We start from the raw sequence: 19123 nt of genomic DNA on the forward strand, positions 1-19123 counted from the left end.
TCCTCACGAGCGCGCTCGGCCTTCTGCCCGCAGGCCGCACCAATCGATCGATGCGAAACTGAGCCGTAGGTGGACGGCGTTACCAGGAGGCAGCCGTGAGCGACTTCGAGCACAGCTCCGGGGAGAGGGATGCCCGCCGCACCACGCCGGGCCGCCCCTGGACACCCGCCGAAGAGCAGCGCAAGGACGCGTTGCGCCGCTATCTCGGGGCAGTGGCCGCCGTCGCGTCGGCGAGGAGCGCCGAGGAGTCGGAGCGTGCTCTTGGCGGAGAGAGGTCGGAACCGCCGGTCACCGTCTCGCCCGGGCCGCCCGTCCAGGAGCCGACTGTTCTGCGGGTGCGGGACGTCATGCGGGTTCCGGCGGTCTCGGTCCCCGGCGACATGCCGTTCCTGGACGTGGCCCACACACTCGCCCGCGAGCAGGTGAGCGCCGTACCGGTGGTCGACGCCGACGACCACGTGATCGGCGTCGTCTCGGAGTCGGACCTGCTGGCCAAGGCCGCCGTCATGGCGGAACCGCACCGGCACGGACCCGTGGGCAGGCTGAGGCGGCACCGCCTGTACGAGAAGAGCCACGGCGACACGGCGGCGACACTGATGACCTTCCCGCCGGTCACGGTCCACCCGGCGGAGCGCGTGGCGGACGCCGCGTGGACCGCCGCCCACGCTCGGCTGAAGCGACTCCCCGTGACCGACTATCGCGGTCGGCTCGTCGGTGTGGTGAGTCGGCGAGACCTGCTGCGTGCCCTCATCCGTGACGACGCCGACATCCGGGCCGAGGTCGAGTCGCTGGTGGGTCGGTACGTGCCGGACCCGCGCGCCGTCGAGGTCACGGTGGAGAACGGCGCGGTCACCATCAAGGGGCGACTGGACAAGGCCGTCGTCCCTGAACTGCTCGCATCGGTGCGGGAGATCGATGACGTCATCGATGTCGTCGACGACGTCGAGGCGGTCTGAGCCGACACCGCCCACGGCATGCTGCCCGAGGTGTCGTCGTCCTCGATGCGGACGCCGGACACCGGGCGAGCGACGCCGCTCAGCTGCGCTGGATGCCGCACCAAGTCTCACCGCTGCCAGCTCGCGGCCGGCAGGCGGGTCACTCTCGCTGCAGCATGACTTTGAGGGCGCCGGTGGTGGGGCCGCCTGCGAACACCTCGTAGGCCTCCTCCATCCGATCGAGTGCCAGGGTGTGGGTGACCAGCTGGGAGACGTGCAGGCGTCCGTACCTCACCAGCTCCAGCAGCCAGGGTGTCGAGGATGTGTCCACCTGGCCCGTGCTGATCATCAAGTTCTTGCGCCACAGGGATTCGAGATGCAGTGTCACCGGTTTGCCATGGGTACCGATGATGGCGATGTGTCCCCCCGTGCGGACGGAGCGGGTGCACAGCGCGAAGCCCTCCGGTTCCCCCGACGCCTCGATGACCACGTCGGCTCCCGGCCCTTCGGACAGTTCGGCGATCATCGTCCCCGGAAGTTCCGCGGCATCGGCACCCACACGGAGTGCGGCCTCCAGCCGGGCGGTGGACAGGTCCACCACGATGATCCGGCGGGGCGAGTAGAGACGTGCCACGGCCACGGCGGCGAGACCGACGGGACCCGCGCCCACCACGACGACGGTGTCGCCCGGTCCCACGTGTCCGTTGCGCACCCCCACCTCGTTGGCTGTGGGGAGGACTTCGGCGAGCAGCACGGCGTCCTCGATCGCCAGGGCACCGGGCCACCGTCGGGTGGAGTGGTCGGCGAAGGGGACCCGTACGAACTCGGCCTGTGTTCCGTTGATCAGGTTTCCCAGGATCCAGCCCCCGCCGCCCTGACACTGTCCGAACAGGCTGTGCCGGCAGAACTGGCAGCGGCCGCAGGCCGAGACGGACGAGACGATCACCTGATCGCCCGGAGTGACGGAGTGGACCTCACGGCCGACGCTCAGCACCTCACCGACCGCCTCGTGCCCGAGGACGGTTCCCGGCTTCACCTCGGGCAGGTCGCCGTGCAGGATGTGCAGATCGGTGCCGCAGACGGTGGTGGCGTCGACGCGCACGACGGCGTCGGCGGGGTCCTCGATCGCTGGATCCGCGACCGTGTCCCAGGAGATCTGCCCGGGGCCGTGGTAGACGAGGGCTCTCATGGTCACCCACTCCCTGGCTCGCTCGGCCGGCTGTCTCCACCGTCTCCCTGGAAGGGCGCCCGAGCAACCGCGCCCATCGGCTCGTTCCGACCCTCCAGGACCGTCCGGCGCTGCAGGCCACCGCCTCGGTTCGGTGTGACACTCGGCTGCTGCCGCCCCACAACGACCCACCGTCCGCCCCACCACCGACCCGTGGGCGGGCTGAAGCAGCGGCGTAGCAGGTACGTCGAATCCCCCGTCCTCCCGGGGTCGCATCCGTCGACGGGACCCGCCCCCACTCCGCCGGGGACTTCGTCCCCGGCGGAGACGAGTGGCCGCGGCCCCCATCGAGTGCTCGTCAGGAAGGACTGGCGCGGACTGGCACGCGTCCGGTGCCGTTGAGGGCTGACCGCCAGGTGGGCGAAGAAGCGACCCGCGTGGCCGACCAGGACCCATGCTCGATGCAGGGCTGATGCCTCCTTCCGGCGACCCGCGCTTCGCGAGGGCTGAGTGCCCGTCGAGGTAGGGCCCGGGGAACACTCAGGTCCTGGTCCGGGCGACCAGGCGGGCCGCTTGGAGCAGGCCGGACGCGCCGGCCATCCCGCGTTCGAGAACTTCTTCAGGACGTGCGCCGCGTTCGCGTACGGCTTGTGCGAAGTGCTGCATGTCCTTGCGCATCAGCGGGTCGAGGTGCTCGGCGAGTCCGGGGGTGATGTCCGTACCGAGAGCTCGCAGTGCCGCGCTGCCGCCGCTGCTCGCGCCGATGATCTCGATCAGCGGAGGCAGGTCGAGACCCACCTGGTCAGCCAGGGCCAGGACGTCTTCGGCGTTCTTCATGTTGGTGATGGTCAGCGCGTTGTTGAACAGCTTGGTGAGCTGTCCGCCTCCGACCGGTCCCATCAGCCGCACAGTGTCGCTGAAGGCTGCGAACACCGGGCGTGCGGCTTCGAAGGTGTCGGCGAGACCGCCGACGAATGTGGTCAACGTGCGGGCGCGAGCACCCGGTCCGCCGCCGCTGACTGGCGCGTCAAGATAGACCGCGCCCGCTGCGGCGACGTGTGCACCGATCCGCTCGGCCTCCCCGGGGTCGCCCGTGCCGTGGTTGACGACAATCGTGCCGGGGGCGATGTTCGCCAGCAGGTGCTGGTCGTCGAGCACATGCCACATGTCCGTGTCGTCACGCAGGCAGAGCGCGATCAGTTCGACGGAGGCCGCCAGGTCGGCCACAGTGCCGTGTACCACGTGCGGTACCGCCGCCACGGCGGACAGCGATGCCGGCCGTCGCGCCCATACGTGCAGGTCAAAACCGCTTTCACCTATGGCCTCGGCCATCGGCCCGCCCTGGTCACCGAGCCCGATGAAACCGACTCTCCTGATGCTCCTCATGGACCTGCCTCCTTCGTGATCTCCGTCGCGTCTCACGGCCGCGGTCATCGCAGGATGTCGAGGCCGAGGTCCCACAAGCGCTCGGCGTTGGCGGCATCGAGTGCATAGGTCGCCACCGCCGGCACGCCGAAGTCCGTAGGCCGTGAGATGACCTGCGGTGCTTCGTTGACATCCTCGAAGTAACGTCCGCCGATGCCTTCGGCCAAGGGAGAAGCGGCAAGGAAGACGGACGTGGCCGCGCCCTGTTCGATGGTCTTGCGGTAGGGCTCGGGAGTCTTCAGGCCGCCGGTGTGCCGCTGGAGGTTGGTGGCGATCGCCCCGGGGTGCAGCGCGTTCGCCCTGATGCCCTCGCTCGACCAGCGCCGGTCCGCCTCGACGGCCAGAAGGACTTCGGCGGTCTTGGACTGGCCGTAGGCGCCCAGCGCGTCGTAGGGGCGGAAGCGGTAGTCGAGGTCGTCGAAGACGACCGGGGAGAACAGGTGGCCGGCGGAGGACACGATCACCATGCGCGCACCGCCGGCGTCGGCGAGTGCGTCGTGCAGGCCCAGGGCCAAGGCGAAGTGTCCCAGGTAGTTGGTGGCGAACTGCTGCTCGTGGCCGCGCATGCCCCGCTCCAGATCGGGGAGCATCATGATTCCGGCATTGTTGACCAGGATGTGCAGGGGGCCGGCCCAGCCGGCGGCGAATGCGTTCACCGAGTCCAGGTCCGCCACGTCCACCCGAGCGACGTGGATCGCGTCGTTACCGGTCCTCGTACGCAGGTCTGCCGCGACCTGTTCTCCGGCGTCGGGACGCCGGACCGCAAGGGTGACGTCGGCACCGGCGGCCGCCAGCGCACGGGCGGTCTCGACTCCGATGCCGGAAGTGGCACCAGTGATCACGGCACGCTTGCCGGACAGGTCGGCGCCGTCGATCACCTCCGACGCGGTCGAGTGGCGGTCGAAGGGACTACGGAAGAGCTCAGACACGGGCGTTCCTCGGTCGGGATCTGCACACGGAAGCACGGTTGAACCAGCAAGCGACCAGTACGGACGAGAGCGCCGGCACCAGACCGTCCACGCGCCCTGCCGGGCGGTGGGAAGCCGGTCATCACCTGCATGCTGGTCGCGACCGTGCACTGCCACTGTGCGGCACTCGCCGCGGACCGCCCAGGACCTGCCGAGACTGGGACTGACAGGGCCACCCAGGCAGGGCAGCGCTTGCCTACCCTGGAACGCATGACGGACACAGGAGACCCGGGCCCGCTGGCCAGATACCTGCGCGCCCGCAGGGAACTCGTCCAGCCCGCCGCCGTGGGCATTCCCAGCACCGGCAATCGGCGCGTCCCAGGCCTGCGCCGGGAGGAAGTCGCCTTTCTCGCCGGTGTCAGCTCCGACTACTACGTGCGCCTGGAACAAGGCCGTGACCGGCACCCATCCGAACAGGTCCTCGACAGCCTCGCCCGCGCACTGCAGCTGGACGACGAAGCCACGGCCTACCTACTGCAGCTCGCCACGTCCAACAGCACCCGTCGTCGCCGTCCACGCAGAGCCGAGCGAGTCGGCGACGGCATCCGCTCCCTGATCGACACATGGCCACTTACCCCGGCGTACGTCCATGGAACTTACATGGACGTACTCGCCGCCAACCGCCTGGCCATCGCGCTCTCACCGTTCAACGCACCCGGCCGCAACAGCATCCTCGCGGCCTTCCTGGAACCGGAACAGCGCGCGCTGCATTCCGACTGGGAGGAGATGACCGCCCGAGTCGTGCCCTACCTGCGGTCCGTCGCCGGCCCGGACGTCGACGATCCGCGCCTGGTCGAGATCGTGGGTGAACTCTCCGTACGCAGTGAACGCTTCCGCGAGCTCTGGGCACGGCAGGACGTCAAACACAAGGCCACTGGCACCAGCCTGCTGCAACACCCTCAGGTCGGGCCGCTGGAGCTGCACTATGAGAAACTGCTGATCCCCGGCGCCGAGGGACAGACCCTCGTCACCTTCCACGCCCTCCCCGGCAGCGACTCGGAAGAACGTTTGCGTCTGCTCGCCTCCCTGGACGACTCCGCCCGCACGCGCGCGGACGCCGTGAGCATGGGCACGGACAGCTGATCCCGACCCCGAGGGGCATCGCGTGGCCACGGGCCTCAGCCCCGAGCGGCCACTTCGGTGCCCGGCGCTCTCCGGGCCACCGTCGCTCCGGCCGCGGACTCGGCGACGCAGGCCGGCCAAGCTCCGTGCAGGCAAGGGCCACGAGGATTTTCCCCCCTGCGGTGGTGGTCACCGGGGCGAGGCATTCGCCTCCGCAGATGCCCGCAGGGGCATGGGGTCACAAAGACTGGGCCGCCACGGCTGGACCATCGGAGGACGAACGCTCCCCATATCCCGTCAGCGCACGGAGGCGGCCGGCCCTGCCGGACACCTGCGGGCCTGACCGTTCCTCTAGTCCGGCTCCATGTAGGGACGGCGGAAGACCGGGGCCTGGCCCGTGCCCCACGGTCGTACGGCAGCCAGCGCTCGGGAGACGGCGGATTCCAACGGGCCACTGGTGTCGACCGCGACGGCCTCGGGCCACGGGTGCTCCCTGGCCGCCATGGCGGCGGCGACGTCGGGCCCGGCGTCGGACGGTCCCGGCGCGCGCGTTTCCAGTCGAGCCGCCGACACGTCGTGCGGCACGTGGCAGTGCAGAGCCACCAGGTCGGCGGTGGTGCGTTCCGCCATGCGCAGGGCGGCCTCGCGCTGGCCCGCGTCGGACCAGGTGGCGTCCAGGACGACGGACTCGCCGGTGGACAGCAGGGCGGCCGCACGGTCGAGCAGGGCGGCGTAGGTCCTCGCCGTCCACTCCGGTGTGTACAACCCCTCGCCGTAGCCGGCCGCCGCGGACTGCTCCGCGGGGATGCCCGCCAGCTCCTTGCGGAGGCGGTCGCTGCTGAGCAGCGTGACGCCGAGGCGGTCGGCCAGTGCCCCGGAGAGGGTGGACTTCCCGCTGCCGGGCAGCCCGCCGACGAGCGTCAGGCAGACGGCGCTGGTGCGCAGATGGCGCAGCGCCGTCGAGACGAGCCGCCGTGACGCCGTCTCCGCATCCGGCGCGCCCTGGCGTGCCTGGATCAGGGAGACTTTGGCGCGGACGAACGCGCGGTACGCCACGTAGTGGTGCCACAGGGACGGAGGGGCCGGGTCGCCGGAGTACTCGCAGTAACGGGCGAGGAAGTACGCCGCCGCCTCGGGCGCGCCGAGCTGTTCCAGGTCCATGGCGAGGAAGGCGGCGTCGTCGAGGCCGTCGACGTAGCGGAGACGGTCGTCGAACTCCAGGCAGTCCAGGACTCGGGGGCCGTCGTCGAGGCAGAAGATGTCATCGGCGAGCAGATCGCCATGGCCGTCGACCACCCGCCCTTGCTCGATGCGCGAGTCGAACAATCGCTCGCGGCCGGCGAGGAACCGGCGCACCAGCCGCTCGACCTCCCGCACCCCGTCCGGCATGAAGCCGTCCGCGGCCAGCGCGCCGACCTGCGCGAAGCCGGCCTCCCACCGTGACGACAGCGCGTCTCGCGTCCCCTGCTCGTCCACGTCACGGCCGCGGGGCGCCACCGTGTGCCACGCTGCGAGGTGCCGGGCGACGGCCCGCAGCGCCCCGTCGACGGCGGCCCCTTCGCGCACCAGCCGGGCAAGGCGGCGGTCCGACGGCATACGGCGCATCACCACGAGCGGTTCGGGCGTCTCCACGTCGGGGCTGCTGAGTCCGCCCAGGCCCAGGTAGACGTCGGGGGCGAAGCGGCGGTTGAGGGCGACTTCGCGTTCGCACGCGGCGCGGCGAGCCGTCAGCGTGGTGTAGTCCAGGAATCCCACATTCACCGGCTTCTTCAGCTTGTAGGCGCGGTCGCCGGCGAAGAGCACGATCGCGGTGTGGGTCTCACATACCTCCGCGCGCGCCGGCGGCTCACCGTCGTGCCCGGTCCGGAGTACGGACGCGTCGGCCCGGGTCACCGACCGGACGGATGTTCCGAAAGGGCCGGGCTCAGTCATGAGGAACGACCGCCACTGGGCCGCGCCGGTGGTGAATGGCGGCCTGCGCCCCACGCCACCCGGGTGGGGCGGCAAGCCCTGCCGGTGTTCGTGCCGGCCGACGACCAGCAGCTCGGGGCCCTCGGCCGCCCGTACGCGCGACAGGCCCGCAGTGAGCCTGCGCTTCGCCGCCTCGTCGCCGGCCCAGCGGGAGGCCGCCGGTGACGACTGGTTGCATGGCGGGGCCTCCGTCTCCTGCGAAGCTTGACATGACGCGGTGGACGACGTGCGCGCGACCGCCGGCGTGGAGGGTCCGGACATCGTCGGCGAACGAGGTGCGATCCCTCACTCGACCCTTCTTCATTCGAGAAGTACCCCAATCCACCCCACGGCGCATGTGGACCTGCGTACGAGGGCGACCAGGACGCGGGAGCAGCACGAGTCCCGCGCCGATCCGTTCGTCGTGAGGACCCGCAGGCGACTCGGCACACCGGTCTGCACCTGGTCGGGTCAACCACGCGGTACTGCATCACGCGCCGTTTCCGGTCGCCGACCGTGGTGGTGCTCGGGTCGGGAGCTGCAGGGGCCGGATGGGGCCGAGTGCTGGTCAGCAGGGACCTTCGGCCCAGTGACCGGGGACTGTCGCCGTCGGAAGGTGGGGTGGGAGAAACTTGTGGGGGACGCACCAGCGACAGCTGGAGGCCAGACCATGAGCACGCAGAACCCGCCGCACGCGTCCGGTCCTCACCGACCGCACAAGGCACCGCGCCCGCCCAAAGGCGCGAATCCACTGAGGCGTACGTCCGATCGTGTCGAAGCCTGGTGCTCCGCCCTGCTGCTCCTGGTGCTCGCCGTCGGACTGCCGTTGGCTTCGGTGAGCGCGGGCCTGGCTGCCCACGAGTCCACCATGCGCACCGTACAGATCCAGTCCGCGGACCGCCATCAGGTCACCGCACGGGTGATCTCGGCCCCTGACGCAGCGCCGGGCAGTGCCGCGGGCGAGCGACAGACGGTGCGGGTGAGCTGGACGGGGCAGGACGGTCGGCAGCAGACCGGAACCACGAAGGTGCCGCTTGACACGACCGCGGGTTCAACCGTGCGGATCTGGGTGGACCGGAAGGAAGCCGTGCAGGATCCGCCGATGCCGAAGGACAACGCGACGGCCACCGCCTGGCTGGCGGGCGGCATGACGGCGGTCGCCGTCTACGCCGGCTGCGCGGCTGGACGAAAGGGCGTGCGGCTGGTGCTGAACCGCTGGAGGTACGCGCAGTGGGACGCCGAATGGGACCTGGTGGAGCCCTTGTGGTCCGCGCGGTTCCACCGGTGAGTGGGCCGGCGGTCGTGGGACGGGTCCACGGGAGGTGACGCTGATGTCCGATGCGACGACCACTGATCTGTACGAGGTCACCATGGCGATGTCGTACCTGACGGAGGGGGTGACCGGCCCGGCGACCTTCAGTCTCTTCGTTCGCGACATGCCGCCCGGCCGGGGCTTCCTGGTGGCCGCCGGCCTGGAGTCGGCGCTTGACTTCCTCTCCGGGTACCGGATCACCCGCGAGGACGTCGAAGACTTCTCCTCGGCGCTGCGCCGGCCTCCCCGCGATCTCGAGCCGCTGCTCGGCACGGAGTTCACCGGCAAGGTCCGGGCGGTACCGGAAGGGCGGATCGTCCTGGCCGGAGAGCCGCTGCTGGAGGTGACCGCTCCGCTTCCGCAGGCACAGCTGGTCGAGACGTACGTACTCAACCAGGTCAACCACCAGACGACAATCGCCTCGAAGGCCGCCCGCTGCGTCCTGGCCGCGGCGGGACACCCGGTCGTGGATTTCTCCCTGCGACGCACCCACGGCCCCCAGGCAGGTTTCCAGGCCGCGCGGCTGAGCGGCATGGTCGGCTTCACCGGGACGAGCAACGTGGCCGCGGCCGCCGCCGAAGGACTTCCTGCCGTCGGCACGATGGCCCACTCGTACGTCGAGGCGTTCGCGGCGGAGGAGGACGCGTTCCGTGCGTTCGCCCGCTCCCATCCCGGTCCGGTGACGCTGCTGGTGGACACCTACGACACCGAGGAGGGCGTGCGCGTCGCGGCGCGTGTGCTCCGGGACCTCGACCGTGGGCCCGGCTCGGCCGTACGGCTGGACAGCGGCGACCTCGGTGCCCTGGCCCTGCGCGCGCGTGCCGTTCTCGACGCGGCCGGGCTGCCGGACGTCAGGATCATCGCCAGCGGCGGTCTCGACGAGTACTCCGTGGACGACCTGGTCCGCTCCGGAGTGCCGATCGACGTCTACGCCGTCGGCACCCGCGTCGGCGTCTCGGCCGACGCCCCGTTCCTGGATTCCGCCTACAAGCTGGTCGAGTACGACGGACGTCCGGTGATGAAGCTCTCCTCGGCCAAGGTGACCGCCCCCGGGCAGAAGCAGGTGTTCCGTTGCCCGGGATACGGCGATGTGATCGGCGTGCGTGACGAGCAGCCGCCCCGGCAAGGCGTGCCGCTGCTGGTGCCGGTGATGGAGCGGGGACGGCGAACCGTCGCGCGCTCCACTCTCGAGGAGAGCCGGAAGAGGTTCGCCGCGGACCTGGCCGAACTCCCTCCGGCGGCACGCAGGATCCGGGCGCCCGTCGCGCCCCGGGCGGTGACCTCCGGACACCTGACGCTGCTCACCGAACAGGTCCGGCGCCGTATCGAGGACGAGGTGCAGGCCTCGGCCGCGGTCCTGCGACACCGTGAGCGGAGCGCACCCGGAACACAGCGATCCGTACCGTGATGAGGAGGAACGCGATGCGGCATACCGTGGAATGGAAGGTCCGCCTCTACCTCTTCGAGGAAGACGGAACGACAAAGGCACGTGTGGTGCTGAACACCGGGACCAACGAGTTCACCGGGCACGGTGCCGCACACCGGAACCCCACAGACAGGGATGTGCCGGAAATCGGTGACGAGCTGGCGGCGGGCAGGGCGATGCACGATCTGGGCCGGCAATTGGTGGAGGTCGCAGAGCGTGACATCGACGGTGTGAGCCGGCCCGGTACGGGGCCCAGTACCCGCCCCGAGACCGCTTGGCCGTTGCCGGACAACATGCGAGGAGGATGACCATGACGCTGCCTGTCCGTCCTGGCAGGGGTGCTTTCCCGACGTGGGACCCCTTCCGCGAACTGGAGGAACTGCACAGCCGCATGGACCGGCTGATGCAGTCCGCCTTCCCCGCCGGCGGTGCGGGAGCGGCCGGAGCGTGGGCGCCGCTGGCCGACATCGAGGACACCGAGGACGCGTATCTGGTGGAGCTGGAACTTCCCGGCGTGGACAAGGACCAGATCACCGTCGAGGTGGCCGAGGGCGAGCTCGACATCCACGGTGAGATCAAGGAAAGGGAGCGCACGGGTGTGGTGAGGCGGCAGACTCGCCACATCGGGCAGTTCGACTACCGCACGAGCCTGCCACCGAACGCGGACACCGAACACGTCAGCGCCGATCTGACCAACGGCGTGCTCACCGTGCGCGTGCCGAAGGCAGAGAAGGGCAAATCGCACCGCATCGACATCGGTGGCTGACTCCACAGTGCCGTCACAGGGTCATGTGCCGTGGCCCGCGGCACGGGAGTCGTCCGAGGCGTCAAGAGCGCGCCGGTCGTGAGATCTGCCGCTGTCCGACTCCCGGCCGGGGCCGTCGGCTGTCTCATCCCTGCGTCGGCATGCCGTGCGTGGCACGTTGGGTTGGAGCATCATTCTCAGGAAAACGGTGGCGATCATGCGAGCTCAACTCGGCGATCAACTCGTTGTCGAAAGCCCTGCCACCGGCGCCATGAGGCGCGATGGCGAGATCGTGGGACTGCACCACGCGGACGGCACGCCGCCCTACGACGTGCGCTGGTCGGACACGGACGAAGTGACGCTCGTCTTTCCCGGGCCCGACGCGCACATCCGTCACATCGAGCACGAGCCCGGGGGTCCGCCCGTCGCTTCCAGGCCGGGCGTCGAGGTGACGGGCGGGCAGCGGAGTGCCGTGTCGGGCGAGACCCCACCGGGCAGGGCGCCCAACCCCGGTGACGTCGGCCGCCGCATCGCAGCCGAGCGCACACGCCGGGGACTCACCCGGGCCGAGACGGCCCGCCGCGCCGGGATGGCGCCGCAGTACCTGGCCTACCTCGAAGAACAGCCGGCCGACCCGACCGGTGGCAGTCTCATCGGCCTGGCTGCCGCACTGGGAACCAGCGTTGCGGCCCTGCGCGGCGGCGGCGCGGATGTGCCGCCCGGCCAAGGCCAGGCCATGCTTCATCCTCAGCTGCACAACCTCAGCTCCGACGAGTGCCGGGCCCTGCTTTCCACGCACGGCGTGGGGCGCGTCGCGGTCTGGACACCGGACGGCCCGGCGGTCGTTCCGGTCAACTACGAGGTCGTCGGCGACGCGATCGCCTTCCGGACCTCGCCTGACTCGGTACCGGCGAGGTCCGTGGGACGGGAAGTCGCCTTCGAGGTCGACCATGTGGATGAGGCAATGAGCCAGGGCTGGAGTGTCCTCGCCGTCGGACCCGCGACCGTGGTCACCGAGCCCGGTGTGGTGGGGAAACTGGTCGAGCGTGCCCACACCGAGCCGTGGCCCGGAGGTCGACGCGAGATGTGGGTGTCGATCGAGCCCACGCGCCTCACCGGACGCCGCATCATTCCGGCCGAGCAGTGAGCAGGAGGTCGGACAACACCCCCTGCAACCAGCGCGTCCGGCTCACCGCAGGCCCTCCGGCCGGGCGGAAGAAGTGGACTCGCCGGTGAGGTGGGGCTCGACGTCCACGACGCCCTCCACGGCGCGCACCAGGCGCACGGCGACCGAGATGAGCGAGGTGTCGCTGATGTGCCCGCGGAGGGTGACGACTCCCTCGTGCACGTTCACGTGGACGGCATGGCTGAAGGCCGGGAAGAGGTAGGAGACCACCGTGCGGCGGACCTCCTCCTCGATCTCCTCGTCCGGCCGCAGGAAGACCTTCAACAGATCCGAGCGGCTGACGATGCCCTGGAGCATGTCCAGGTCGTCCACCACGGGCAGCCGCTTGACACGCCGGACGGCCATGATCCTGGCCGCCTGGGCCAGAGTCACGTCGGGGTGGACCGTGATGGCGGGGGAACTCATGAGCTCCTCCGCCGTGACTCCCCCGGCCTTGGCGATGTCGGAGAGCCTTCGGTGCTGCTCGAACATGCTCGGATCGTTGTCGCGGAACTCCTCCTTGGGCAGCAGGTCGGCCTCGGAGACGACGCCGATGACGCGGCCTTCGCCTTCCAGCACCGGCATGGCGCTGACCTTCCACTGCTCCATGGTCCGGACGATCTCCTTGAAGGGCGCGTCGCGGCCCACCGCCACGACCGTCTGTGTCATGACATCACTCACGATGTGTGGGGTGTCACGCATGTCCAACCACCTCGTCTCGCAGACGTCAGGGCACCTCGCCCGCGCCGTAGGGTGCGTACAGGTCGAGCAGCCGCATCCGGGCGGACCTGAGCCGGCGCGCGACCACGCCCAGGACGTAGGAGCACAGCTCGTGGTCCAGCGCCGGGTCCTTCGCGCACATCTCGCGGACCGCCGCCGCGTCGAACTCGTAGGCACGCACCGGGCTGCTCGCCTCGGCTCCCAGGTGCCAGTGATGGGGAGGAACCAGCCAGGACCAGCCCAGCAGTCTTCCGGCACCGAGGGTCTCGATGACCGCCGCTTGCCTGCCCGGGACATGAAGGTCGAGAGCGACCGTGCCGGTGTGGATGATCCAGAAGCGGTCGGCCTTCCCTCCCTCGTTGAAGATGCGCTCGCCCGTCGCGAACGACACCTCACGAGCCAGCGACATGAGCTGCTCGCGATGCTCCTTGGTCAGGGCGCCGAAGACGCCGGGCCTCGTCACCACTGTGGCCTTCCCTTCGCCATGGCCTCGGGGGAAAGGGGGCGGGCTTCGTGTGCCGGTCACCGTCTCGCCGAGTGGGGCCGTGGTCTTCGTGGTCGTGTCGGCGATGGGCTCGCACCCAGCGTGTTCGTCTCCCCGTATGACTTCCACGATCGCCGCAAACGGGCGTGGTGCAACCGGGACCGGCGTCGGCTCCCGAGCCGGTCCACGTGTCACGGCGCCGGTCCACGTGTCGCGACGGGCCCGAGGCAGTGCGACCGTGGTCACAGGTGGTCTCGCGCGTTGCCGGGTGGGAAGGCGGTGGCGGACGATGGAGCTCCCGCTCGTCGTGGGTGTCGACGGATCGGATTCCAGCCTGCAGGCCGTGGACTGGGCGACGGACGAGGCGGCACGCCACGGGCTTCCGTTGCGGCTCGTGTACGCCTCCCTGTGGGAGCGGTACGAGGGGGGCCGCCCGTCCTTCACCACCGACCGCCCGTCGGGAGAGATCATGGCGCAGCACATCGCCGCGTCCGGCGCGGAACGCGCGCAGCTGCGCAACCCGGAGGTGAAGGTGTCGAGCGAGGTGCTGCCCGACGACGCCGTGTCCGTGCTGCTGCACGCCGGCCGTGAGTCCTTCGCCCTGGTCACGGGCTCCCGCGGCCGCGGTGAGCTCGCCGGAGAGCTGCTGGGCTCGGTCAGCCTCGCGGTGGCCGCCCGCGCCGTCTGCCCGGTTGTCGTCGTCCGTGGCGGGAAGCGGAACCGGCAGGGCTCCCTCGGCCGCGTGGTGGTCGGCGTCGGTGATGCCACCGAGGGCTCGACTGCCGTACGGTTCGCCTTCCGCGAGGCCGAGGTGCGCCACTGCGCCCTGGATGCCGTCCGGGCCTGGCGGTACCCGGCCCATGAACACATGGATCAACCGCTGCTCGAGGTCGCCGCCGACGTGCACCAGGAGCAGGCCTCGACCCTTCTCACCGACGCACTGCGCGACGCCGTGAGGGAGCACCCCGACGTCGAAGTGCACCGCAAAGCGGTGGAAGGCCCCGCGCACAAAGTCCTTCTGGATGCATCGGCAGACGCCGACCTGATCGTCGTGAGCGCGCTACGGCGGCACGGCCATTTCGGTCTGCAGCTCGGCAGGGCCGCCCATGCCCTGCTGCACCACGCGGAATGCCCGGTGGCCGTCGTCCCGCAGCGAGCCTGACTCCCGCACGTGCGGTGAGGGGCCTTGCACTGGCGGCGTTCTCGGACTACGGCTTCTCGCCGCGCCAACCGCGGTAACCGGGGAGTCGGTGCGCGGCGCCGGAGCGGGCAGCGGAATCAGCCCCGACTCGGATGTGTCATCGATCCGGGTAGTACCGCCCGACCGGTCACCGTCGGTCCCGGCGAGAGATGCGTGCGGGCTCTGCCGGAGAGTGGAGCCACGCGGACGAGGGTTCCGCCTGTCGCGTCTGCCGCGTGATCCGCCGGACAGGCCATAGGCTCCGAGAGCCGGGTTCCCACGACGTGACAGGCCCCTTGGGAGACGCGTATGAAGTGGCTGGTCTCGCTGGTCGGAGCCGGGCTCGTCCTGCTCACCCTGCGGGACCTGTTCCACACGCTCTGGCACCCCACTCGCCATGGCGGCCTGAGCCGCCTCGTCATGACGGCGATGTGGCGACTCGCCCAACGCTTCCGAGGGCGCAGACGGGTGGTCGGGCTCGTCGGACCGCTCGCCATGGTCACGGTGGTGGGCATGTGGGCCTTCACCGTCGTCCTCGGCTGGGCCGTCATCTACTGGCCCCACATGCCCGGGGCGTTCGCCTTCTCGCCCGGTTCCGAGGCGGCGCGGGAAGCGGCGCTGCTGGACTCGGTGTACCTGTCGCTCGTCACCGTGGCCACCCTGGGGCTGGGGGACATCGCGCCCGGAGAAGGCTGGCTCCGCGTGGTCTCACCGCTGGAAGCCCTCGTCGGCTTCGCCCTGCTGACGGCCACGGTCTCCTGGGTGCTGGAGATCTATCCGGCGCTGACCCGCAGGCGGGTCCTTGCCGTCCGCCTGGCGCTGCTGCGCCAGGCGGCCCCGACGCCGCAGCAGATCGACTCCACGTCGGGGGCGCTGCTGCTGGACAGCCTCGCCACCGAAGTCGTCCGCGTGCGTATCGACTTCACCCAGTACGCCGAGGCCTACTACTTCCACGACGGGGAGGACCACTCGTCGCTCGCTGCCATGGTCGGCTACGCCGAGGCTCTGGCCCGGCGAGGACAGACAGCCCAGCGGCCGGAGGTCCGACTGGCCGGTGACCTGCTCACCGGTGCGCTGGCAGACCTCGCCGTCATCCTCGACCAACGCTTCCTGCATACGGGCGGAACGCCGACGGAGGTGTTCGCCGCGTACGCCGCCGACCACGGCCGCGGTGGCGCAGAGCCCTGACCGAAGACGCACTCCGAGAAGGGCGGAGAACCGCCGGTCGGGGCGGTGGCAGGGTGGTGCACGAACGGAGCGACCGATGGCACCACCACCTGCAGGCAGCCGTGGGGAGATGGCATGCCCCCGCCACGGCTGTGAACCGGCGCGGTGGCAGCCGGACGTCCGCTGCGGAGACCGACCGGTTCCCGGGCACGACTCCTGCACAGGCCCGTCGCCGGACGAGGCCGCACGGCGGCCGGCGCCCCACGGGCTCAGGTCCCTGACCGTGGCGGAAGGGGGTGGAGGCAGGAGGGCAGGTGTACTTGCCCTCACCGCAGGGCCTTCCTCTCACCGCGGGGCCGAGCCTGCTGATTGGCGTGGCGGCACCTCCGACGCTCGCCGAGAATCACAGGTGTCGGCCTGTCTGAGTCAAGGGGACCAACGGACCCCACGGACGGGGCCCATGTGGCTCTGTCGGCGGGGTGCCGTGCCTGTAAGGCTGCTGTTGGCGGCTTCAGGGGAGGGCAGGGCCCGATGTGCCGCGCCGTGCAGAAGGAGGTCGGTCATGAGTGCCGACACCGACGTGAACGCTGTCCCGTCCCCGGAGCCCGAGGGGCTCGTGATGGGCAAGGACGGCATGGCGGCGCTCGTGGACGTTCTGGTCCGGCGTGGGTTCACCGTGGTCGGACCCACGGTGCGGGACGGTGCGATCGTGCTGGCGGAGCTGCTGTCGGCCGACGAGCTGCCGTACGGATGGGGCGTGGAGCTGGAGGCCGGGCGGTACCGGCTGCGGGAGCGGTCGGACGGCGCGGCCTTCGCGAACGCGGCGGGTCCCCAGTCGTGGAAGTCCTTCCTGCATCCGGCGCGGGTACGGGAGTGGAGCGCCGACCGGGTGGAGGGGGAGCTGGTCCTCACTGCCGACCAGGCCGCGCCCCCGCGGTACGCCTTCCTGGGTGTGCGCCCGTGCGACCTGCGGGCCATCGCCATCCAGGACCGGGTACTGACCGGCGGCGCGTACCGCGATCCCACCTACGCGGGGCGTCGCTCCGGCGCCCTGCTGATCGTGGTCGAGTGCACGGAGCCCGGTGCCACGTGCTTCTGCGTCTCGATGGGCACCGGACCCGCTGCCGGGCCGGGCTACGACCTGGTGATGACCGAAGTGGTCGACGGGGACGGGCACCGCTTCTGGGTTCGCAGCGGCAGCGAGGAAGGCGCGGAGATCCTGGCCGAGGTGCCCGCTCGTCTGTCCGACCCGGAAACCCGGGAGACGGCTCGCGCAGCCGTCACGGCTGCCGCGGACCGCATGGGACGGACCATGCCGGAAGCCGACCTGCGGGAGCTGATGGCCGGAACGCTTGACGCGCCCCGCTGGGACGACGTCGCCGGGCGGTGTCTGACCTGCGGCAACTGCACCATGGTGTGCCCCACCTGCTTCTGCACCACTACGGAGGACGTCACGGACCTCACCGGTGATCACGCGGAGCGGTGGCGGTTGTGGGACTCCTGCTTCGACCTGGACTTCTCCCATCTGCACGGCGGGCCGGTCCGCGCCTCCGCGCGTAGCCGCTACCGGCAGTGGATGACCCACAAACTCGGCACCTGGTACGACCAGTTCGGCTCGTCCGGTTGCGTGGGCTGCGGGCGCTGCATCGTGTGGTGTCCCGTCGGCATCGACATCACCGAGGAAGCGGCTGCCCTGCACGACTGGACGGCAGCGGAGTCGAAGGGGGGATGACCACCGTGCCGCCCCCGCTGCCGTACCGCGTCGCCGACGCCTGGGCCGAGACCGCCGACACCCGGTCGATCGAGCTGGTACCGGCCGGAGAAGCGCTCGCACCCTTCTCACCGGGTCAGTTCGCGATGATCTACGCCTTCGGGGTCGGTGAGGTGCCCATCTCGGCCAGTGCCCTGCGCGGCCGCCACGGGGGTCTTGTGCACACGGTGCGCGCGGTGGGCGCGGTCTCGACCGCGCTGTACCGGCTGCGTCCTGGTGACACCGTCGGACTCAGCGGGCCGTACGGCACAGGCTGGGACCTCGAATCGGCAGCCGGACACGACGTACTGGTGGTCGCCGGCGGCATCGGGCTGGCTCCGCTGCGACCGGTCGTGCACACGGTCCTGGACCGGTCGGCCGAGTACGGTCGGCTCGCCGTCGTGGTGGGTGCCCGCACTCCTGTCGACCTGGTCTTCCGGGACGAGATCGAGAGGTGGCGCGGCCCGGCCCGGGTGGAGGTCACCGTCGACCGCCCCGGTCCGGGCTGGCAGGGCGCGGTGGGCGTGGTCACCACCCTCCTCGACCACCTCGACCTGCACCCCGAACGGACCTGCGCGCTGGTGTGCGGACCCGAGGTGATGATGCGGCACACCGCACGCGATCTCGTGACCCGCGGGCTGGTTCCGCACCGCGTCCAGGTGTCCTTGGAACGGAACATGCACTGCGCCACCGGCCATTGCGGCCACTGCCAACTCGGCCCGCTCCTGCTGTGCCGGGACGGCCCGGTCGTCGGCTACGACCGTGTGGCGGACCTGCTCCTCGTGAGGGAGTTGTGACATGGTCACCGAACTTGGCCCGGCCATACGCACACGGCCGACACTCGCCGTGTGGAAGTTCGCCTCCTGCGACGGCTGCCAGCTGACCCTCCTCGATTGCGAGGACGAACTCCTCGGCCTCACCGAACGCGTTCGGATCGACCACTTCGTGGAGATGACCCCGGCCGAGGGCGCCGACCGGGAGCGTGCGCGGCTGGAGGGCCGGGGGCCGTACGACCTGTCGCTGGTCGAGGGGTCGATCAGCACCGCCGAGGACGCCGAGCGGATCCAGCACGTCCGGCACATCTCCCGGTACCTCGTGACCATCGGAGCCTGCGCCACCGCGGGCGGCATCCAGGCGCTGCGCAACTTCGTCGACGTCAACGACTTCCTCGCCGCCGTCTACGCCCAGCCGGAGTACATCGCCACCCTGGAGACCTCGACACCGATTTCGGCCCACGTGCCGGTCGACTTCGAACTGCGGGGGTGCCCCATCGACCGCCGCCAGCTCCTCGAAGTCATCAACGCCTACCTGGCCGGACGCAAACCCCAGATCTCGAATCACAGCGTCTGTTTCGAGTGCAAGAGGCGCGGCACCACCTGCATCACGGTGGCCCACGGCACCCCCTGCCTGGGCCCGGTCACGCACGCGGGGTGCGGCGCCATCTGCCCCGCCTACGGACGCGGCTGCTACGGCTGCTTCGGGCCGTCGAGCAAACCCAACCTGCGCGCCATGATCGCGCAGTTGCGCCACGACGGGATGAGCGAGCGGGACATCCAGCGTGTCTTCCGCACCTTCAACGCCGCGTCACCGGACTATGCCCCCGTACCCGACCTCGCGGCCGAGGAGCAGCAGAGCCCTCCGGCCTGACGGACCCCTGCCCGGAAAG

At 70.5% G+C, this 19123-nt stretch carries 18 protein-coding genes; 12 read left to right on the top strand and 6 right to left on the bottom strand.

What is annotated here, in order from left to right; all coding sequences use genetic code 11:
- The first annotated feature begins 95 nt into the window (after positions 1 to 95).
- A complete protein-coding gene (locus IPT68_RS01110; RefSeq protein WP_189697595.1) occupies positions 96 to 956 on the top strand; it encodes a CBS domain-containing protein in 861 nt (286 codons plus the stop codon).
- 139 nt (positions 957 to 1095) lie between these two features.
- Here IPT68_RS01110 and IPT68_RS01115 read toward each other — a convergent pair whose 3' ends face one another.
- The 3 genes from IPT68_RS01115 to IPT68_RS01125 all read right to left on the bottom strand — a co-directional run bounded on the left by IPT68_RS01115 (position 1096) and on the right by IPT68_RS01125 (position 4457).
- Positions 1096 to 2124 (bottom strand): alcohol dehydrogenase catalytic domain-containing protein, encoded by a 1029-nt coding sequence (locus IPT68_RS01115; protein WP_189697594.1) that lies wholly within the window; start codon positions 2122 to 2124, stop codon positions 1096 to 1098.
- 519 nt (positions 2125 to 2643) lie between these two features.
- The gene (locus IPT68_RS01120) at positions 2644 to 3489 is read right to left on the bottom strand and encodes an NAD(P)-dependent oxidoreductase (protein ID WP_189697593.1); all 846 of its coding nucleotides are present in this window, start codon (positions 3487 to 3489) and stop codon (positions 2644 to 2646) included.
- A gap of 44 nt (positions 3490 to 3533) precedes the next feature.
- A complete protein-coding gene (locus tag IPT68_RS01125; protein ID WP_189697592.1) occupies positions 3534 to 4457 on the bottom strand; it encodes an SDR family NAD(P)-dependent oxidoreductase in 924 nt (307 codons plus the stop codon).
- 249 nt (positions 4458 to 4706) lie between these two features.
- On the opposite strand from IPT68_RS01125, the gene IPT68_RS01130 reads away from it, so the two are divergent.
- Positions 4707 to 5579: a helix-turn-helix transcriptional regulator gene (locus IPT68_RS01130; protein ID WP_189697591.1), complete on the top strand. Its 873-nt coding sequence runs from the start codon at positions 4707 to 4709 to the stop codon at positions 5577 to 5579.
- A gap of 330 nt (positions 5580 to 5909) precedes the next feature.
- On the opposite strand, the gene IPT68_RS01135 is transcribed toward IPT68_RS01130, so the two are convergent.
- Positions 5910 to 7490 (bottom strand): bifunctional aminoglycoside phosphotransferase/ATP-binding protein, encoded by a 1581-nt coding sequence (locus tag IPT68_RS01135; protein ID WP_189697590.1) that lies wholly within the window; start codon positions 7488 to 7490, stop codon positions 5910 to 5912.
- 688 nt (positions 7491 to 8178) lie between these two features.
- Between IPT68_RS01135 and IPT68_RS01140 the strand changes: the two genes are divergently transcribed.
- The 5 genes from IPT68_RS01140 (at position 8179) to IPT68_RS01160 (ending at position 12138) form a co-directional block, all read left to right on the top strand.
- A complete protein-coding gene (locus IPT68_RS01140) occupies positions 8179 to 8796 on the top strand; it encodes an Rv1733c family protein (RefSeq protein ID WP_189697589.1) in 618 nt (205 codons plus the stop codon).
- A gap of 43 nt (positions 8797 to 8839) precedes the next feature.
- On the top strand, positions 8840 to 10228 hold the full coding sequence (locus IPT68_RS01145) for a nicotinate phosphoribosyltransferase (protein WP_189697588.1): 1389 nt from the start codon (positions 8840 to 8842) through the stop codon (positions 10226 to 10228).
- A gap of 14 nt (positions 10229 to 10242) precedes the next feature.
- Positions 10243 to 10554: a DUF1876 domain-containing protein gene (locus IPT68_RS01150; RefSeq protein ID WP_189697587.1), complete on the top strand. Its 312-nt coding sequence runs from the start codon at positions 10243 to 10245 to the stop codon at positions 10552 to 10554.
- Positions 10555 to 10556: 2 nt separating this feature from the next.
- Entirely contained in the window at positions 10557 to 11012 is a 456-nt protein-coding gene (locus IPT68_RS01155; protein ID WP_189697586.1) for an Hsp20/alpha crystallin family protein, read from the top strand.
- A 196-nt stretch (positions 11013 to 11208) separates the two neighbouring features.
- Positions 11209 to 12138, top strand: coding sequence for a DUF1918 domain-containing protein (locus IPT68_RS01160; RefSeq protein WP_189697585.1), 930 nt, complete (start codon positions 11209 to 11211; stop codon positions 12136 to 12138).
- Positions 12139 to 12180: 42 nt separating this feature from the next.
- On the opposite strand, the gene IPT68_RS01165 is transcribed toward IPT68_RS01160, so the two are convergent.
- Both IPT68_RS01165 and IPT68_RS01170 read right to left on the bottom strand, forming a co-directional pair.
- Positions 12181 to 12858: a CBS domain-containing protein gene (locus IPT68_RS01165; RefSeq protein ID WP_189697584.1), complete on the bottom strand. Its 678-nt coding sequence runs from the start codon at positions 12856 to 12858 to the stop codon at positions 12181 to 12183.
- Positions 12859 to 12883: 25 nt separating this feature from the next.
- Positions 12884 to 13339 (bottom strand): Crp/Fnr family transcriptional regulator, encoded by a 456-nt coding sequence (locus tag IPT68_RS01170; RefSeq protein WP_189697730.1) that lies wholly within the window; start codon positions 13337 to 13339, stop codon positions 12884 to 12886.
- Between the two features lie 310 nt (positions 13340 to 13649).
- Here IPT68_RS01170 and IPT68_RS01175 point away from each other — a divergent pair, with 310 nt between their 5' ends.
- The 5 genes from IPT68_RS01175 to IPT68_RS01195 all read left to right on the top strand — a co-directional run bounded on the left by IPT68_RS01175 (position 13650) and on the right by IPT68_RS01195 (position 19104).
- Entirely contained in the window at positions 13650 to 14522 is an 873-nt protein-coding gene (locus IPT68_RS01175; RefSeq protein WP_189697583.1) for a universal stress protein, read from the top strand.
- Between the two features lie 327 nt (positions 14523 to 14849).
- A complete protein-coding gene (locus IPT68_RS01180) occupies positions 14850 to 15728 on the top strand; it encodes a potassium channel family protein (protein ID WP_189697582.1) in 879 nt (292 codons plus the stop codon).
- Positions 15729 to 16269: 541 nt separating this feature from the next.
- On the top strand, positions 16270 to 17439 hold the full coding sequence (locus IPT68_RS01185) for a 4Fe-4S dicluster domain-containing protein (RefSeq protein ID WP_189697581.1): 1170 nt from the start codon (positions 16270 to 16272) through the stop codon (positions 17437 to 17439).
- The gene (locus tag IPT68_RS01190; protein WP_189697580.1) at positions 17436 to 18254 is read left to right on the top strand and encodes an FAD/NAD(P)-binding protein; all 819 of its coding nucleotides are present in this window, start codon (positions 17436 to 17438) and stop codon (positions 18252 to 18254) included. Before IPT68_RS01185 ends, IPT68_RS01190 begins: the two co-directional genes overlap by 4 nt.
- A 1-nt stretch (position 18255) precedes the next feature.
- On the top strand, positions 18256 to 19104 hold the full coding sequence (locus IPT68_RS01195; RefSeq protein ID WP_189697579.1) for an NADH-quinone oxidoreductase subunit B family protein: 849 nt from the start codon (positions 18256 to 18258) through the stop codon (positions 19102 to 19104).
- Positions 19105 to 19123 lie beyond the last annotated feature (19 nt).

The sequence above is a fragment of the Streptomyces chromofuscus genome, from assembly GCF_015160875.1.
In the GTDB taxonomy this organism is placed as follows: domain Bacteria; phylum Actinomycetota; class Actinomycetes; order Streptomycetales; family Streptomycetaceae; genus Streptomyces; species Streptomyces chromofuscus.

Excerpts from the sequence above, each read along its gene's own strand:
- IPT68_RS01115 (WP_189697594.1), bottom strand. The coding sequence starts at position 2,124 with ATGAGAGCCCTCGTCTACCACGGCCCCGGGCAGATCTCCTGGGACACG.
- IPT68_RS01120 (WP_189697593.1), bottom strand. The coding sequence starts at position 3,489 with ATGAGGAGCATCAGGAGAGTCGGTTTCATCGGGCTCGGTGACCAGGGC.
- IPT68_RS01130 (WP_189697591.1), top strand. The coding sequence starts at position 4,707 with ATGACGGACACAGGAGACCCGGGCCCGCTGGCCAGATACCTGCGCGCC.
- IPT68_RS01135 (WP_189697590.1), bottom strand. The coding sequence starts at position 7,490 with ATGACTGAGCCCGGCCCTTTCGGAACATCCGTCCGGTCGGTGACCCGG.
- IPT68_RS01140 (WP_189697589.1), top strand. The coding sequence starts at position 8,179 with ATGAGCACGCAGAACCCGCCGCACGCGTCCGGTCCTCACCGACCGCAC.
- IPT68_RS01145 (WP_189697588.1), top strand. The coding sequence starts at position 8,840 with ATGTCCGATGCGACGACCACTGATCTGTACGAGGTCACCATGGCGATG.
- IPT68_RS01150 (WP_189697587.1), top strand. The coding sequence starts at position 10,243 with ATGCGGCATACCGTGGAATGGAAGGTCCGCCTCTACCTCTTCGAGGAA.
- IPT68_RS01155 (WP_189697586.1), top strand. The coding sequence starts at position 10,557 with ATGACGCTGCCTGTCCGTCCTGGCAGGGGTGCTTTCCCGACGTGGGAC.
- IPT68_RS01160 (WP_189697585.1), top strand. The coding sequence starts at position 11,209 with ATGCGAGCTCAACTCGGCGATCAACTCGTTGTCGAAAGCCCTGCCACC.
- IPT68_RS01165 (WP_189697584.1), bottom strand. The coding sequence starts at position 12,858 with ATGCGTGACACCCCACACATCGTGAGTGATGTCATGACACAGACGGTC.
- IPT68_RS01175 (WP_189697583.1), top strand. The coding sequence starts at position 13,650 with ATGGAGCTCCCGCTCGTCGTGGGTGTCGACGGATCGGATTCCAGCCTG.
- IPT68_RS01180 (WP_189697582.1), top strand. The coding sequence starts at position 14,850 with ATGAAGTGGCTGGTCTCGCTGGTCGGAGCCGGGCTCGTCCTGCTCACC.
- IPT68_RS01185 (WP_189697581.1), top strand. The coding sequence starts at position 16,270 with ATGAGTGCCGACACCGACGTGAACGCTGTCCCGTCCCCGGAGCCCGAG.
- IPT68_RS01190 (WP_189697580.1), top strand. The coding sequence starts at position 17,436 with ATGACCACCGTGCCGCCCCCGCTGCCGTACCGCGTCGCCGACGCCTGG.
- IPT68_RS01195 (WP_189697579.1), top strand. The coding sequence starts at position 18,256 with ATGGTCACCGAACTTGGCCCGGCCATACGCACACGGCCGACACTCGCC.